Genomic DNA, 14,924 nt, shown 5'->3' with positions numbered 1-14,924 from the left:
CGTTTTTTTGGCACTACGCGTACAGATACCCGACCGGCTTGCCTTCGGTGCGCAGGGGACGGATGTCCTTGTGCGTGATGATCTGACCGGCCAGGCCGTCGATCTCGTCGCGCTGCGTCGCCGTCCAGCTGCGAAGGTCGTTCATGCCCTTGAGCAGGCCGAGCCGGAGGACCTGGGTGTTCTCACCGACGCCAATGAGGTTGATCGAGCTCTTGCCGGCCGTCACCACGTCGCCGGCAGAGAGCTCAAAGGTCTCGCCGGACTTGTTCTTGAATTCGGCCGTGCCGCGGATGACGCGATAGATCACGACCTCGCCCTTGGCAAACGAGGTGCCGTCCGCTGTTGCCGACGTGCTCTTCGGCAGCAGCGACTGACCGGGCGGGTCGGTTGCGATGATGTGGCCGGTGACGAGATGCCCACTCGGCACCTCGATGCCGATATCACGCACATGGACCGGCATGGCCGATTTGACCGAGCCATCGGTGAGCGGCTTGAACAGCGCATCCAGCGCCAACGGGTCCTGAAGCCAGAAGCCTGCATCGGCGGGACGATCATGCAGAGGATGGCTCCAGGCCACACGCGGCGTCTCGGCCTCGTTGATCTGGCTCGGACCGACGATGGTCGGGTTCGGAAAGGTGGTGGGATCGGTGATGAAGGCTTCGAGGAATTTGCCCGAATAGCCCATCGAGATCGGATCGGGCACCACCGTCTGCGGCGTCTTCAAGTTCTCTTCGGTCGACAGGCCCGACCAGGTGTAGAAGAGCTGGCGGTGCACGATCGCGCTTTGCAGCATCACAGCGCCCGGGCCGACACTGTAGAAGCGTCCGTCGTAGTCGAAGGTGAATGCGCCCGAGGTGACCAGCACGAGCTGAAAGCCGCCCGGCGGAAGATGAAGATGGAAATCGGTGGGGCCGGTGTCCGGGCGGTAGATCGGCAGATTGGTCGCGACCTCGTGCAGGAGGAAGGTTTCGTTGTTGGCGTGAAAGCCCTCGTTGGCGCGATTGTAGAGGGCTTGCGGCCGGTAGGTCGCCTCAAACTTCGCATTCCTGTCGCGGTCGATCGCGACGAAGTCCTGATCGTTCAGACGAAGGGGCGTGCCATTCGGACGGGTGAGGCCGGTGAATTTGAGATCGCCCGCAGCATGCACGTTCATGGCATTCTCCGATCTGATCCGCTCGTCCCGGCTGCCCTGGTGGCGAGGGCGGGGACTTGGGGCCTGATGCGGCTTTGCGAATTTTGGGCCAGTTCGGTTGCAGGGCAGCAAATGGCCACCGCGGGTCGGGATGGCGAGACCGGACAGCAGAAAATCCAGTGGTTCCGCCGAAGGTTAGACCGCGCGTTGAGCGGGATTGCCCGACCGTCCTGCCGAACCTCGCGATCTCGCGAACGTGACGCAAACTGTCTAATTTGTCGGCAAGCCCTGACGGGCAGCGTGCAGGGCATGGCTGCTCCCGGGCGCAACCGCGGAACGCATTCGGCTCGGCGGGATTAGGCGTCCTAGGTTGCCTTTCGACCGAGGCAGCAGGTCTCGTCCGGCTCTAACCCGGGAGTTTCCATGCAAGACGGCTACGCAAGGCCGCAGGAGGCCGCCCGCTACATTGCGGAGATCTGTACCGAGCTGCGCGAGATCGCGCACACGGCCGGACTTTCATTCCTGGCTCACCTGCTCAGCATGGTGATCCTGCAAGCCGGAAGGCATTGCAGCACCGAGGGACAGGAATTCCGTAAGACGTCCGAAGCCGCTCATTCGAACGACTGAAGCGCGGCGCGCTCGGGCTTGCCGGAGGGGCTGTCCGCCCACTTCGCCATGTCCATCGTTCGGGCATCGACACCTTCGCACCAGAAGCAGCTCGATTCCGTCGCGCCCTTCTCGGACAGGATGGGCACCAGGCCGTGGCCGCAGCCGGCGCAACAGGTGATGTCGGTCATGCTTTTCTCCAAGACACTGCACGAGACACGGCAAATTCCGGAATGCCGTTATCGTTCCCAAAGCTTGCGCGGGCGCTATGTCGGCGCAGACGCGGTGCGTCCGACCGGAGCGCTCGTCCTGATATCGTCGATGCAGCGATCCAGCGTGACACGGCTGCGATGTCGTTGCCGTTTTCACGGTAGGCGCGAAGCTGGAATTCCGCCGAGCTGCCACGTTCCACGATGGTACGGCAATGCTCGACCTCGGCCGCGCAATTCAGCGCATCCGCGTCCTCGACGATGTCGTCGATCAGGCGGGAGAGCAGCTCCGAGATGGTGATTGGCCCGTCCTTCGAGGCAAAGATGCAATCGGTGCCGTAGCGCTGGGCGCGCCATTTGTTCTCGACGGCGATCGCGCGCTCGACGACCGTGACGGTTTTCGACAGATGAGGCCGCCGATACAGATGTCGCGTCAGGCAGCGATAGAGCGAGGCGATGGCAACGGCGTCGTCGACGAAGGTGCAGGTGTCGGGCGCGCGAAGCTCGAGGGTCGGATGCTTCATGGAAGGGCGCATCGCCCACCAGATGTGACTCTCGTCAGGGATCACGCCGGAGCGCTGCAATGCGCCGACATACTCGTCGTAATCATGCCTGCTCTCGAACAGTTCGGGCAGGCCGGTGCGCGGCAGCTCGGAATAGGCCGCCAGGCGGTAGCCCTTCAGGCCCGTCTTGTGCGAGTTCCAGAACGGGGAGGACGCCGACAGCGCGATAAACAGCGGCAGGTGCGGCAGCATCGCCCGCATCACCGCCATGCGCTTCTCGGGATCGGGCAGCTGGACGTGCACATGCATGCCGCACATCATGTTGCGGTGGCCGATGCTGCGCAGATCCTCGATCATCTCCTCGTAGCGCGGCTTCGGGCTCGGTTGCGACATGCGCCAGACGGCGGTCGGATGGGTGCCGCAGGCCATGATCACGAAGCCGTACTGGGCGGCAACGTTCGCGACTTCGCGGCGGAGAAAGCGCAGCTCTTCACGCGCGTCGTTGACGTCGACGTGAACGTTGGTGGCGACCTCGAGCTGGGATTGCAGCATCTCTCGCATGGCCTGGCCGCCGGTCGACCAGTTCGCCGACTCGAACAGCTCGTTGGGCGTCTGGATCGCGACGTCCAGGCTGCGCCGATCGGCGAGGAAGTATTCCTCCTCGATGCCGAATGAATATTCAGCCGCCTTGCCACGGCCGCCGGCCGAGCGAATGACGAGGTGCTGCTTGTCGTCGGAGGAATCGAGACGCAGCAATTTCAAGACGTCCGAAGCAAATGTCATCGTGCCACCCGGCGAAGGCATTACCTGCGGGAAATAATCCTCCTGACGGGGGCGGGTTCCGCGTCAGCCCCACTGGAAATTGCAAGGTCGAACGGAACAATTTTCGCGCTTTCGGACGCGCGCGCGATCAGGGCGTGATTCGGCGGCACTTCCGTCCAGTCCGATTCCTTGTCGAACGGCTCGGACACGACGACGACCTGGCCGCCGGCCTCGCGGAAATAGAGCGTGTTGGCGGCATCGTTGACCGCGACGCGAAACGCATAGAGATCCCTCCCGTTGGCGATCGCGCTGGTGAAGCGCAGCCGCTCGCGAAGCTGGCCTTCGTTGACGAGACCGACGAGCGATTGCAACACGGCCTGCGTTGCTCGAAGCGGATCGTTGTCGAGGCCGGCGCCCATGATGGCGAGGAAAACGGCTTCGGAGTCGGTCGTCCCCAATCGCGACGGATAATACGCATCCGGGATCAGCGCCTCGACCTTGCGCCGCAGCCGGTTCCAGCTGCCGACGAATCCGTTGTGCATGAACATCCATTGGCCGCAGGCGAAGGGATGGCAATTCTGCCGCGTCACCGCCGTGCCGGTGGCGGCGCGGACATGAGCGAAGAAGAGATGCGAGCGCAGATGGCGGCAGAGATAGCGCAGGTTTTCATCCGACCAGGCCGGGCGCGTCTCACGGTAGAGGCCGGGCTCCGGATGCTCGCCGTACCAGCCGAGCCCGAAGCCGTCGCCATTCGAACCCGCGGTGGACTGGAGCGAGCGGATGCTCTGCGCGATCAGCGAATGCTCGGGCTCGGTGACGTAAGGTTCGAACGAGGTGGTCTCGCCCCGGTATGCGATCCAGCGGCACATGCAGGTTCCAGTCGAGGGGTTATTCTTGAGGTGCACCAACAAACCCGACGGCGTTTGTGTTCCCGACAGAGGCCGCGGCGACCGCGCGACACCCGCCTGTGTCTAATCCTGCTCGTCGAGTACCTTGGACGGAGCCTTGCCATACGGATAGAAATGCTCCTTGCGGCCCTGATCCCAGAGCGCCTTGAGCCGCATTTGAATCGCTCCATGGTTTGGCGAGGGTGTGTCGAAGCCGGTCAAAGATCGATCACGACATCTGCCTTCGGTTGCGAGCAGCAGATCAGGACATTGCCGTCCGCGGGCGGGTCGAGCGGATCGGGCGCGTAGCTGACTTCTCCGGCCACGAGCCCGCTCTCGCAGTTGTGGCAAACCCCGGTCCGGCACGACCAGCGCACCGGGACGTCGCACGCTTCGGCCAGCTCGAGCAGGCTGGCATAGGATGGTCCCCAGCGGACATTGAGGCCGCTGCGCGCGAATGACACCATCGGGCCCGGGCCGGGTGCTCCGACCGGCGCATGCGCGGGTGTCCGCGGCGAAGCCGCGATGCCGGGCGTCAGCGATGGCCTCGCGCCGAACAGCTCGGTGTGGATGCGATCGGGCGCGACGCCCAATGCGGCCAGGCCGGCCGTGAGATCGCTCATGAAAGCGGCCGGCCCGCAGAGATAGAAATCGCCGTCGCGCGGCATGTTGAGCCGTTCGATCAGGTGCTGATCCAGATGTCCGGCGCTGTCGAAATCCGCTCCCGGACGATCGGCCGGATCGGGTGCGCTGAAGCAGACGTGGCTGTGATAGTGAGCGAGTCCGGCCAACAGCCCGCGCGTCTCGGCGGCGAACGCATGCTCGCGGCCGTTGCGCGCGCCGTGCAGCCACCAGACGTCTCGCGTCGACCCTTCCGCGACGAGCGCGTGGAGCATGGCGAGCACCGGCGTCACGCCGATGCCCGCGCTGAGCAAGACGACGGGCCGCGCATCCTGCCGGAGCGTGAAGCTGCCGCGTGGCGCACCGACTTCGACGACGTCGCCAACTCGGAGACTGTCGGCGATATAGAGGGAGGCCGCGCCGTGCGCTTCCCGCTTGATGCTGATGCGGTAGGGCGGGGCATCGGAGCGGCTCGACAGCGAGTAGCTGCGCGTCATCGCCTGTGCCTCAGAGGGCCCGAGCCGCACGACGACAAATTGACCGGGCAGGGCGGGGGCCGCGCGATGCCCGTCCGTGGGTTCGAGGATCAGTGACGTCACGGTGCCGCTTTCGGCGATCTTGCGCGAGACGCGAAACGGACGAAAACCGCGCCAGGCAGGAGGTGGGCTCGCCGCCGGGCCGAGCCCGGCGTTTCCTGCGGCAATCTTGCTTGTGCGCTGCTGCTCGAGCAGCGATGCGAAGGAACGATTCCAGCCGCGGCTCAGCGCCGGAATCCGCAGCGCGCGCTCTAGGCGGTCGCGCGGGTGAGGGGGCAGGTAAAGCAGCGCGTTGATCTCGAACACGCTCATGCTTTCGGGACCGTTGGCGAGAAGCGTGATCTCGTCACCGGCCTCCACGTCGCCTTCCTCGATCACGCGAAAATAGAAGCCGGGCCGGCCGTGCCTAACGAGCAGTGCGGGCATGTCCGGCTCGTCCATGCGAATGCCCAGCCGGTAGCAGGTGACGCGCGGCTGCGTCACCTCGAACAGGGCGGAGCCGATCCTGTAGCGGTCTCCAATGCACACGTTGGTGTCGGCAAGGCCTTCGACGGTGAAGTTCTCGCCGAATTGACCATGAACGAGATCCGGTCGTCCCAGATGTTCCTGCCAGTACCGATAGGACTCGTCCTGGTAGACGAAGACGGCGCGCTGTTCGCCGCCATGGCCGGCCGTATCGCCCTGGCCGTCGCCGTCGATGTTGAGCCTGCGCACCCTGCGCGGCCCTTCGACGGGGGCCTTCCAGATGCCGGTATGGACGGTCTTGCCTTGCCAGGCGACGTCGCGCGGCAGGCCGACATTGACGGAAAGCAGACGTGCCATCACGGTTTCCCGACCCTGAGGTGCGACCCGATCCGACGGGTCGCCTGCACGCTAATCTGCATCCAATTCGAACTGTTAGCTCGTTAGCCGTTGTTAGACGTTGCAAGGGAACCCTTGCCGCCGGAGTTCTGCGTCATCAGATCAAGGCGGCGGGAGGCGGTTTCATTCGGGATCGGAGGTCGAGATGGACGATCGAGCCAGATTGGCGGCGCTCCAGCGCCATTGGGACGCTTCGGACGCGAACGATTTCGAGGCCGAGCACGCCATCTATCGCGACGACGCGGTGCTCGACTATCCCCAATCGAGCGAGCGCATCCACGGCCGGAGGAACATTCAGGAGAGCCGCCTCGTGCAGCCGAACAAGAAGCGCTTCTCGGTTCGGCGGATCATCGGCGGCGGCGATCTCTGGGTGAGCGAGTTCGTGCTGACTTATGACGGCGTGCCGTCCTACGTCGTGAGCATCATGGAATTCCGCGACGGACTGGTGGCGCACGAAACGCAATATTTCGGCGACCGGTTCGATCCATCACCCTCGCGTGCGCATTTGGTTGAGGTCGTGAGGTAGGAGCGGTGCCCGTGCCCACACTCCGTCATTGCGAGCGCAGCGAAGCAATGACGGTGGGGATGCAGCGCGTCCTGGACATGCGCACCACTGCTTAACCAAACATGGCAACACGGAACCGATGCGGCGGCTGGTCGCAGTCTCATCGCCTTGATTCCGACAGACCCATCTTTATGTCTGAGGCGAACAAGAATCCGGGCCCCTCTGGCGAGGCCGCCGACGAATGTCGGCAAACCTCGTGATGTCGGATGACCTGTCCCGCGCGAATGCGATGGATCGGCCGATCGTCGGGTCTTCTCTGTTCCCTCCGACCCAATCGTCCCCATCGCAGCTCCGCGCGGCCATTTCGCAACGTTGAGGAGCATCGATGTCTGACGCCAAATACTCAAACCCGATCGAACTCGAGATTGCCGAACCGTCCAGCCTCAACGAGCAGGCAGCGGCGGCGCTGATCATCGCCGGTGCGCTTGTCGCGGTGGCCGACCGGCGCGTCTCGCCGGTCGAGCGCGACGAGGTGATCCGTTTCATCAGGGATCGCGGACTGGCGCCGCATATCGGCGACGACCGATTGTTCGCGATGTTCGACGAGCTGGCGGAACGGCTCGAGGAGCCCGACTTTGCCAATGTGGTGATCGACACGCTGCGCCCGGTCTCGAACATGTCGCTCTCGTCCCATCTGATGGAGCTGTCGGAGCGCGTTGCGGCCGCGGACGAGGACGTGCATCCCCATGAGGTGCAGGCGATCAAGCTGCTGCGGCTGCTGACGCTGGTGTTGCCGCGCGCCAAGCAGGTCGGACCGGGTGCGGCAGGCCCCATCCCAAAGGAGTGAGCATGAGCGCGGCATCGGACGAGCATACGACCCGAACCAAGGGCACCACGGGCCAGATGGCCGGCGGTGACCCGCGCCTCGACAGGCTCGTCCATCGCCTGCCGCCGCGCGTGGGCGACACCGTCACCTATCTGCTCAAGCCGTCCAGCCGCTGGGTGAGAATCCCCTCGGGCGCGCTGCTCGTCGTCGGCGGCGTGCTCTCCATCCTGCCGGTGCTCGGCATCTGGATGCTACCGCTCGGCCTCGCGCTGCTTGCCGAGGACGTGCCGGCGCTGCGCTCGTCCCGGTCGAAGGTGTTCGACTGGATCGAACGCCGCAAGCCGCAATGGCTCGAACCGTCCGCATCGAAGAATGATCAATCATGATTGAATTCATCACCGCCGACGCGCTGACCGCGCTGCTTCAGGTCGTCCTGATCGACCTCGTGCTCGCCGGCGACAACGCCGTCGTCATCGGCCTTGCCGCTGCCGGGCTGCCGGCCGAGCAGCGCCGGCGCGCCATCGTCGTCGGTATTGTCGCGGCGACTGCGCTCCGGATCGCCTTTGCCGGCGTCGCGACCCAGATCTTGCAGGTGATCGGCCTCCTGCTCGCCGGCGGCGTGCTGCTGCTCTGGGTGTGCTGGAAGATGTGGCGCGAACTGCGCGAGCAGGCCGCGCATGGAAGCGGGCTTGCGTTCAGCCATGGCGGCGGCGGAAGCGCGGCATCGGCACCGCGCAAGACCTTCGGCCAGGCCGCCCTGCAGATCGTCGCGGCCGACGTCTCGATGTCGCTCGACAACGTGCTCGCGGTCGCGGGCGCGGCGCGCGAGCATCCCTACATCCTGGCCTTCGGCCTGCTGCTGTCGGTCGCGATGATGGGTGTGGCCGCCGATCTGCTCGGCCGCGTGCTCCAGAAGCAGCGCTGGATCGCCTATGTCGGCCTCGCCATCATCGTTTACGTCGCCTTCGAGATGATCTATCGCGGCTCGCTCGAGCTCGCGCCGGTCATCGCGAGTCTCTGAGGCCGAATCTCTTGGGCGACATCTCTTGCCTGCACTCCGGAGTGATCAATGATTTCTGAACCCAAAGCACCTTCGGCCGCGCCTTCGCTGCCGCAAATCGGCCCGTTCGCCCAGCTGATCTTTGGCTCGCGCTGGCTGCAGGTGCCGCTCTATGTCGGCCTCATCATCGCACAGGGCGTCTACGTGCTGCTGTTCCTCAAGGAGCTCTGGCACCTGGTCGTGCACTCCTTTGACGCCAGCGAACAGCAGATCATGCTGGTCGTGCTCGGACTGATCGACGTCGTCATGATCTCGAACCTGCTGGTGATGGTTATCGTCGGCGGCTACGAGACCTTCGTCTCGCGGCTGAACCTGAGCGGCCATCCCGACGAACCGGAATGGCTCAGTCACGTCAACGCCAGCGTGCTCAAGATCAAGCTTGCGATGGCGATCATCGGCATCTCCTCGATCTCGCTGCTTCGGACCTTCATTGAGGCCGGAAATCTCGGAACCACGCGCAGCAATTTCACCGAGACCGGCGTGATGTGGCAGGTGCTGATCCACCTGACCTTCATCATCTCGGCGATCGGCATTGCCTGGGTCGATCGCCTGAGCGAGAGCGGACACCGCAAGCAAGCGGGTCACGGCTGAGCGCCTGGCTGGCGAGATCGAGGTCGGCGAGGGGCGGCGAGGCGGTTTCGCTTGCGCGGAGCGAGCTGCTCGCGATCGCGCGATTTGACCGGAGAAACCTCAGAGGTGCGGACTGTCGTCCGCAAAATCGCGGGCCTGCGCCAGCGTCCCGGACGGCATCTCGCCGAACGTCGTCCTGTAGAGTTTCGAGAATTCGCCCATGTGCCAGAAGCCGTTCGCGAGCGCCGCGGCCTTCACGGTCATTCCGTCACCTCCGGTCAGGAGCTGCGTGCGGGTCGACCACAGCCGCTTCAGCCTGAGATGGTGATGCAGGCTGACGCCATGCACCGCCTGTGTCGCGCTCTGGAGCGTGCGAACGGAGACGCCGAGCGCATTTGCGAGGTCGCCGCTGTAGAGCGGGATGCCGCCGGACAGCGTGGCCGCCTCGTCCAGCCGCGCGACCAGCTTGCGATGCTTGTCGAACGATCCGCGCCGGCGGTCTTGCGCGTCGACGGGGGCAAGGGCGGCATCGAGGCCTTCGAGAAGCCTTTCCTGGATCGGCCGGTCGATGGCTTCGAATTGCCTGGGATCATTGCAGCGTGAGGCCAGGCAGAACATGTCGAGGATCGCGGCGCGCAGGCCCGCCATCGTGTCGTCGTCGAGACGCGTGAATTCGAGCCCGGTCTCGTAGTCCGCCCAGCCGCGATGGCGCATGTCGGAGTTGAAGCGCAGCATCAGATAGGTGTTGGCGTGATGCTCGACCGCCTCGGTGGGGACCTTGCCGCGCACGATTCCGATCATCGAATTGTCGATCTCGCGGCCGTTGGCGGTGAAATGACAGGCGAGCGGGATGACGAGGCCGACGCCGTGATCGGTGCCGATGTTGGCCTGAAGGCGCCGGGCGAAGGTCCGCTGGAGCACGAACAGACCATCCTGGAGCGGCAGGATGGCGCGGTGCAGCGAGAACTCGCGCGGCTCGAGCGGTGTGCTGATGCCGCCGCCCAGCACCTCGCTCGGACGAAAGGACTCGAAGTCGCTGTAGCGCTCGATGCCCAGGACTCGCGACGGCTTGAGCCAACGTACCGGCATCTCGGGTCCCAGTGATCTCAGGCGTTCGGCGTGTGCCGGCGCGTCCTCGACCTCGCGCGCGCGACATCGGCCGGAAATGTTGCCGGAGCAACCGTGCTTCAGGCAAGTCCGCAAGACCACGGGGCGTGCGGTCGCCTCCAAGCTGCTCCGGCTTGCCGGCGGCGCGGAGATGTCACGCCGTCTGCGGATAGGCCGCGTTCTCGCGCCGCTCGCGCTCGCCCAGTTCGCGCACCAGTTCCTGGAGAAAGGACTCGGTGTAGGCGGGCAGGGTGCGCTCGGCGCGAACATAGATGCCGAGGTCGGACCAGACCGGGCTGCCGGCATTGTCGAGCGGCAGGAAGACGAGCTGGCTCTCGCGCGACAGCCGGCCGATGCCAAGCTGGGTCTGGAAGGCGACGCCGACGCCGCGTGCGGCAAGCTCGCGCATCAGGTCGATCGAATTGGCCTGGATCGCCGGCTCCGGCGTCTCGGAGAGCTGTGCGATCAGCGGCTGGAGCAGATGATAGATCGACAGCTCCGGCAGCGCATTGATGACGGGGAAGGCGAGGCATTGCTCCAGCGTCACTGTCTTGCGGCGCGCCAGCGGATGCTCGCGCGATACCACTGCGCCGAGGCGGAACCGCTTCAAGGCGACCTGGCGCAGGTCCGGCGGATGGCGGAGCGCCATGGCGATGCCGATGTCGGCCTCGCCGCGGCTCAGGGCCTCGAGCACGTCCGACGATCCCTTCACCTCGGTGGTGAAGCTGACGCGGCGGGCGCGGCCGCGGTGCGAGGCGATCAGGTCCGGCAGCACCGATTCCGTCAGCGACTCGATGCAGGCGATGCTGACGGTGCCGCGCCAGTTGCCGGACAGGGACGCGACGTCCGAGCGGAAGCGGTCGAGGTCCTGGAGCACGTTCATGACATGCCGGGCCAGCATCTCGCCGACCGTCGTCAGCGTCAGGCCGCGCGCAGTGCGCTCGAACAGGGGGGATCCAACCTCTTGCTCGAGCTTGAGAATCTGGCGGCTGACCGCCGAGGAGGCAACGTTCAGGACGCGCGCCGCGGCCCGGATCGAGCCGGTGCGGCGGACGGCGTGGAAGTACTGGATGGCCGGTGAGTGAAATCGCATGGGTCCCCCGGCACGAACTATAGCCGTTGCCGAAACGGCATCAACATGTACGAAATTCTCTGCTTTTCGAGAGCGCTGGTCCCCCCTAGGTTCGCCGCCGGTTCGGCCGGGTCCCAAAGAGGGCCGCCGGGCCTGCGCAACGACGCGCAAGGGGATTTCGGGGTGAACGAGAACATCGCTTGCGAGCTGGAGCACGAGCCGGACACCCGTCTGGTCGATCGCCGTCGGGCGGCCGCCTATGTCGGCGTGACCGCCGGCCGTTTCGAGCAATTGGTGCGCGACAGCGTCGTGCCGCCGCCGGTCATGGTGGACAATAAGCGGCGCTGGCCGATCGCATTGCTCGATGTCGCCAAGGATGCGGTCGTCGGCAGCATGCCGTGCCTTCCGCCGGTCATGGCCGATGTCGCGACGGAGGCGCGCCCCTGCGAGCGCGACCCGGCGCCGGCCTCGCACGAACTGCCCGACGAGGCGTGGTTCGAGCAGCGCGCGCGGTTCGTGCAGCGCGTCCGCCGCTCGCTGCTCTCGGGCAACGAGATCCGTCTCCTGCGCGAGTTCAAGCTGCTCAAGCAGAACCAGATCAGCATGTTCGGCTACTACGGCAGTTTCGAAGCGCTGATGGTGCGCGGCTACATCGTCGAGATCGACCGCAAGCCGCCGTCGAGCCGTCCGCTTGTGACCTATCGCCTGACCGACCGCGGCGAGCAGGTGGTGTCGGCGCTCAAGGACGAGCCGGTCGTTTGACCGGGCGCGTAGCGGCAGTCCGCCAGGGTAAGGGCGAGCCTCGGCCGTTCATCAGCGCACGGCGTGCATCTCCAGAAACGCCTTCACGCCGGTGACCGCACCGGTGTCGGACGGGACGTAACCGGGCAGGCTGGCGACGGCGGCACGAAAATCGGCGCTGCGCATGATATCGAGGATGCGCTGCATCGGCTCGGTGTCGAGGAAGGCGCGTTTGCAGACGAAGAAGTAATCCTCGGTCACGATGCGAATGAAATCGAGGCCGAAGTGGCGAGCGGCCGCCTCGACGCCGAAACTCGCATCCGCCATGCCGCTCGCGACATAGGCGGCGACCGCGGCGTGGGTGAACTCGATCTGCTGCGCGCCGTTGATGCGGCTTTCGTCGATGCTGTGTGCGGCGAGCAACTGGTCGAACAGAAGGCGCGTGCCGGAATCATGGTCGCGGTTGACGAAGCGGACCTTTGGCCTGGTCAGGTCCTCGATCGTTTCGATGCCAAGCGGATTGCCGCGCGCGACCATCAGCCCCATCTCGCGCGTGACGAAGCTGATGACGCGGTCCTCGCGCGGATCGAGCCACTCGCGCGCCGCCTTGATGCCTTGCGCCCGCAATGCGCCGTGCGGCAGATGCAGGCCGGAGAGATCGCAGGCGCCCTGCGCCAGCGAGACCAGCGAATGCTGGTTGCTGACATAGCGCAGGTCGACGCCGATGCCGGGCTCGCGGTCGAGGAATTCGCGCAGCTTCGCCACCGCAAAGCCGTGGCTGGCGTGCACGCGGATCACCGAGGGGCGCTGCTCGAGGAACGGCTTGATCTCGCTTGCCAGCTCCTGTGCCAGGTTTTCCAGCTGCGGCCCGAGCCGGGCCTGCATGCGTTCGCCCGCCCATACCAGCCGCTCGCCGAACGGCGTGAGCCTGGAGCCCTTGCCGCGCTGGGTCTCGACCAGCGGCGTGCCGAAGAACTCCGACCATTGCTCGATCAGATTCCAGACATGCCGGTAGGAGAGGTGCGCGTCGGCGGCCGCGCTCGTGATCTTACCGGTCTTCCGGATTTCGTTGAGAACGCCGAGCATGACCACCGCCGTGCGCGGACTGCCCTCCTGGCGAAACCGCCAAACTGCCTCGATCTCGATCTGGAGCATGAAACAACCTTATGAAGTGAAGTTCATATGGTGAGTGAGCCATAGGCACACGATATCATATTTACTGCGGCAATCTCCGTCCTAATCTGGCATACCAGAATAGGAGGAAATATGATGTCAGTTGCATATGACTTTGCGCATTCGCCAGCCAGCGAGTTCATGGCCCGGCCGCAGCATCTGCTCATCGACGGCCGCCGCGTCCCCGCGAGCTCCGGCCGCACCTTCAAATCGCTCAATCCGGCGACCGGGCAGGTCATCGCCACGGTCGCCGAAGGCAACGAGGCCGATGTCGACCATGCGGTAGCGGCCGCGCGCCGGGCGTTCGAGGGCCCGTGGCGCACGATGCGCGCCTCCGAGCGCGGCCAGATCCTGCTGCGCTGGGCCGAGCTGCTCAAGGCAAACGCCGAAGAAATCATCGAGCTCGAGTCGATCGATGCCGGCAAGCCGATCTCCGCGACGCTGCGCCAGGACTTCCCGGCTGCCGTCGACACGCTGATCTACTACGCCGGCTGGGCCGACAAGATCAGCGGCGACGTCGTGCCGGTGCGTGACGATGCCCTGACCTACACCGTGCGCGAGCCGGTCGGCGTGGTCGCGGCCATCGTGCCGTGGAATTTCCCGCTGATGATCGGGATGTGGAAGCTGGCGCCGGCGCTGGCCTGCGGCTGCACGATCGTGATGAAGCCGGCCGAGCTGACCTCGCTGTCGGCGCTGCGCATCGCCGAACTCGCGCTTCAGGCCGGCCTGCCGGCAGGCGTCTTCAACGTCGTCACGGGCCCCGGCCGCGTCGTCGGCGACGCGCTGGTCAATCACCCTGACGTCGACAAGGTCACCTTCACCGGTTCGCCGGGCGTGGGTCGTGGAATCATGAAAGGCGCGGCCGGCAATTTCAAGCGCGTCTCGCTCGAGCTCGGCGGCAAATCGGCCAATGTCATCTTCGACGATGCCGATCTCGAAGCAGCCTCGAAAGCCGCGGCCTCCGGCATCTTCTTCAACGCCGGCCAGGTGTGCTCGGCCGGCTCCCGCGTGCTAGTGCAGGAGAAGGCCTATGACGAAGTCGTCGAGCGTCTCGCTGCACGCGCAAAATCGCTGAAGATCGGCGATCCGCTCGACCGCAAGACCGCGCTCGGGCCTGTCATCTCCGAGAAGCAGATGAAGTCGATCCTCGACTATGTCGATATCGGCCAGAAGGAGGGGGCGAGCCTTGTCACCGGCGGGACGCGGGTCGGCGAGCGCGGCTACTTCATCAGCCCCGCGGTGTTCGCGAATGTCGAACACGAGATGCGGATCTCGCAGGAGGAAATCTTCGGTCCCGTCGTCAGCATCATCAAGTTCAGGGATGAGGCCGATGCCTTGCGGATCGCCAACGGCACCGCCTACAGCCTCGCCGCCGGCGTCTGGAGCCGCGACATCGGCAAGCTCCAGCGTTTTGCCAAGCGGGCGCGCGCAGGCACGGTCTGGATGAACACCTATGGCTATACCGACGTGCGCCTGCCCTGGGGCGGCGAACGCGACTCCGGCCTCGGTCGCGAGCACGGTACCGCCGCGCTCGACAATTTCACCGAGCCGAAGGCGGTGTGGATGAACTTAGCCGTCTGATTTGGCCGTCTGATACCTCCCGAGCGGCCAAGCCTGGAGCCCGCCTGATCGTTCGGTCAGGCGGGCTCTCTTTTTCGAGATCGATAAAATTGTCTGCATCCCGCTCAGCGGCGGCAAACCCTGCGAACAAGAAGCACGGCGCCTTAAACCTGAGCTTTGGAACCAATGCGCA

16 protein-coding genes are annotated in these 14,924 nt (G+C 65.3%); 8 read left to right on the top strand and 8 right to left on the bottom strand.

Going from position 1 to position 14,924, the window contains the following annotated elements:
• Nucleotides 1–13 precede the first annotated feature (13 nt).
• The gene (locus AB5K84_RS28355) at nt 14–1,153 is read right to left on the bottom strand and encodes a hypothetical protein (protein ID WP_011086544.1); all 1,140 of its coding nucleotides are present in this window, start codon (nt 1,151–1,153) and stop codon (nt 14–16) included.
• Nucleotides 1,154–1,555: 402 nt separating this feature from the next.
• Here AB5K84_RS28355 and AB5K84_RS28350 point away from each other — a divergent pair, with 402 nt between their 5' ends.
• Nucleotides 1,556–1,759 (top strand): hypothetical protein, encoded by a 204-nt coding sequence (locus AB5K84_RS28350; protein ID WP_038966238.1) that lies wholly within the window; start codon nt 1,556–1,558, stop codon nt 1,757–1,759.
• Here AB5K84_RS28350 and AB5K84_RS28345 read toward each other — a convergent pair.
• The 4 genes from AB5K84_RS28345 to AB5K84_RS28330 form a co-directional block, all read right to left on the bottom strand.
• The gene (locus tag AB5K84_RS28345) at nt 1,744–1,929 is read right to left on the bottom strand and encodes a hypothetical protein (protein WP_038966239.1); all 186 of its coding nucleotides are present in this window, start codon (nt 1,927–1,929) and stop codon (nt 1,744–1,746) included. The two genes, AB5K84_RS28350 and AB5K84_RS28345, sit on opposite strands and share 16 nt — an antisense overlap.
• A complete protein-coding gene (locus AB5K84_RS28340) occupies nt 1,926–3,233 on the bottom strand; it encodes a carboxylate-amine ligase (protein ID WP_038966248.1) in 1,308 nt (435 codons plus the stop codon). Before AB5K84_RS28340 ends, AB5K84_RS28345 begins: the two co-directional genes overlap by 4 nt.
• A 20-nt stretch (nt 3,234–3,253) precedes the next feature.
• On the bottom strand, nt 3,254–4,081 hold the full coding sequence (locus AB5K84_RS28335; RefSeq protein WP_028170843.1) for a class II glutamine amidotransferase: 828 nt from the start codon (nt 4,079–4,081) through the stop codon (nt 3,254–3,256).
• A gap of 236 nt (nt 4,082–4,317) precedes the next feature.
• A complete protein-coding gene (locus tag AB5K84_RS28330) occupies nt 4,318–6,078 on the bottom strand; it encodes an MOSC and FAD-binding oxidoreductase domain-containing protein (protein WP_038966240.1) in 1,761 nt (586 codons plus the stop codon).
• A 184-nt stretch (nt 6,079–6,262) separates the two neighbouring features.
• Between AB5K84_RS28330 and AB5K84_RS28325 the strand changes: the two genes are divergently transcribed.
• From AB5K84_RS28325 to AB5K84_RS28305, 5 genes are all read left to right on the top strand, one after another.
• The gene (locus AB5K84_RS28325) at nt 6,263–6,643 is read left to right on the top strand and encodes a nuclear transport factor 2 family protein (protein ID WP_011086548.1); all 381 of its coding nucleotides are present in this window, start codon (nt 6,263–6,265) and stop codon (nt 6,641–6,643) included.
• 364 nt (nt 6,644–7,007) lie between these two features.
• A complete protein-coding gene (locus AB5K84_RS28320) occupies nt 7,008–7,469 on the top strand; it encodes a TerB family tellurite resistance protein (RefSeq protein ID WP_038966241.1) in 462 nt (153 codons plus the stop codon).
• A 2-nt stretch (nt 7,470–7,471) separates the two neighbouring features.
• Nucleotides 7,472–7,834, top strand: a complete 363-nt coding sequence (locus tag AB5K84_RS28315; protein WP_038966242.1) for a hypothetical protein — start codon at nt 7,472–7,474, stop codon at nt 7,832–7,834.
• A complete protein-coding gene (locus AB5K84_RS28310) occupies nt 7,831–8,469 on the top strand; it encodes a TerC family protein (RefSeq protein WP_011086551.1) in 639 nt (212 codons plus the stop codon). Before AB5K84_RS28315 ends, AB5K84_RS28310 begins: the two co-directional genes overlap by 4 nt.
• A gap of 48 nt (nt 8,470–8,517) precedes the next feature.
• Nucleotides 8,518–9,099: a TIGR00645 family protein gene (locus AB5K84_RS28305; protein WP_011086552.1), complete on the top strand. Its 582-nt coding sequence runs from the start codon at nt 8,518–8,520 to the stop codon at nt 9,097–9,099.
• A gap of 99 nt (nt 9,100–9,198) precedes the next feature.
• Here AB5K84_RS28305 and AB5K84_RS28300 read toward each other — a convergent pair whose 3' ends face one another.
• Together AB5K84_RS28300 and AB5K84_RS28295 are read right to left on the bottom strand one after the other, a co-directional pair.
• Nucleotides 9,199–10,167 (bottom strand): AraC family transcriptional regulator, encoded by a 969-nt coding sequence (locus AB5K84_RS28300; RefSeq protein ID WP_038966243.1) that lies wholly within the window; start codon nt 10,165–10,167, stop codon nt 9,199–9,201.
• Nucleotides 10,168–10,339: 172 nt separating this feature from the next.
• Nucleotides 10,340–11,278, bottom strand: a complete 939-nt coding sequence (locus AB5K84_RS28295) for a LysR substrate-binding domain-containing protein (RefSeq protein ID WP_011086554.1) — start codon at nt 11,276–11,278, stop codon at nt 10,340–10,342.
• Between the two features lie 162 nt (nt 11,279–11,440).
• Here AB5K84_RS28295 and AB5K84_RS28290 point away from each other — a divergent pair, with 162 nt between their 5' ends.
• Entirely contained in the window at nt 11,441–12,019 is a 579-nt protein-coding gene (locus AB5K84_RS28290; protein ID WP_038966244.1) for a hypothetical protein, read from the top strand.
• 51 nt (nt 12,020–12,070) lie between these two features.
• Here the strand turns inward: AB5K84_RS28290 and AB5K84_RS28285 are convergent, their stop codons facing one another.
• Nucleotides 12,071–13,153: a substrate-binding domain-containing protein gene (locus tag AB5K84_RS28285; RefSeq protein ID WP_011086556.1), complete on the bottom strand. Its 1,083-nt coding sequence runs from the start codon at nt 13,151–13,153 to the stop codon at nt 12,071–12,073.
• Between the two features lie 114 nt (nt 13,154–13,267).
• On the opposite strand from AB5K84_RS28285, the gene AB5K84_RS28280 reads away from it, so the two are divergent.
• Nucleotides 13,268–14,752 carry an aldehyde dehydrogenase family protein gene (locus tag AB5K84_RS28280; protein ID WP_038966249.1) on the top strand — a complete coding sequence of 495 codons (1,485 nt, stop codon included), beginning with the start codon at nt 13,268–13,270 and terminating at the stop codon, nt 14,750–14,752.
• Nucleotides 14,753–14,924 lie beyond the last annotated feature (172 nt).

This window comes from Bradyrhizobium sp. 1200_D9_N1_1, from assembly GCF_052075915.1.
Classification (GTDB): domain Bacteria; phylum Pseudomonadota; class Alphaproteobacteria; order Rhizobiales; family Xanthobacteraceae; genus Bradyrhizobium; species Bradyrhizobium diazoefficiens.
This window is presented reverse-complemented; position numbering and strand designations above follow the sequence as displayed.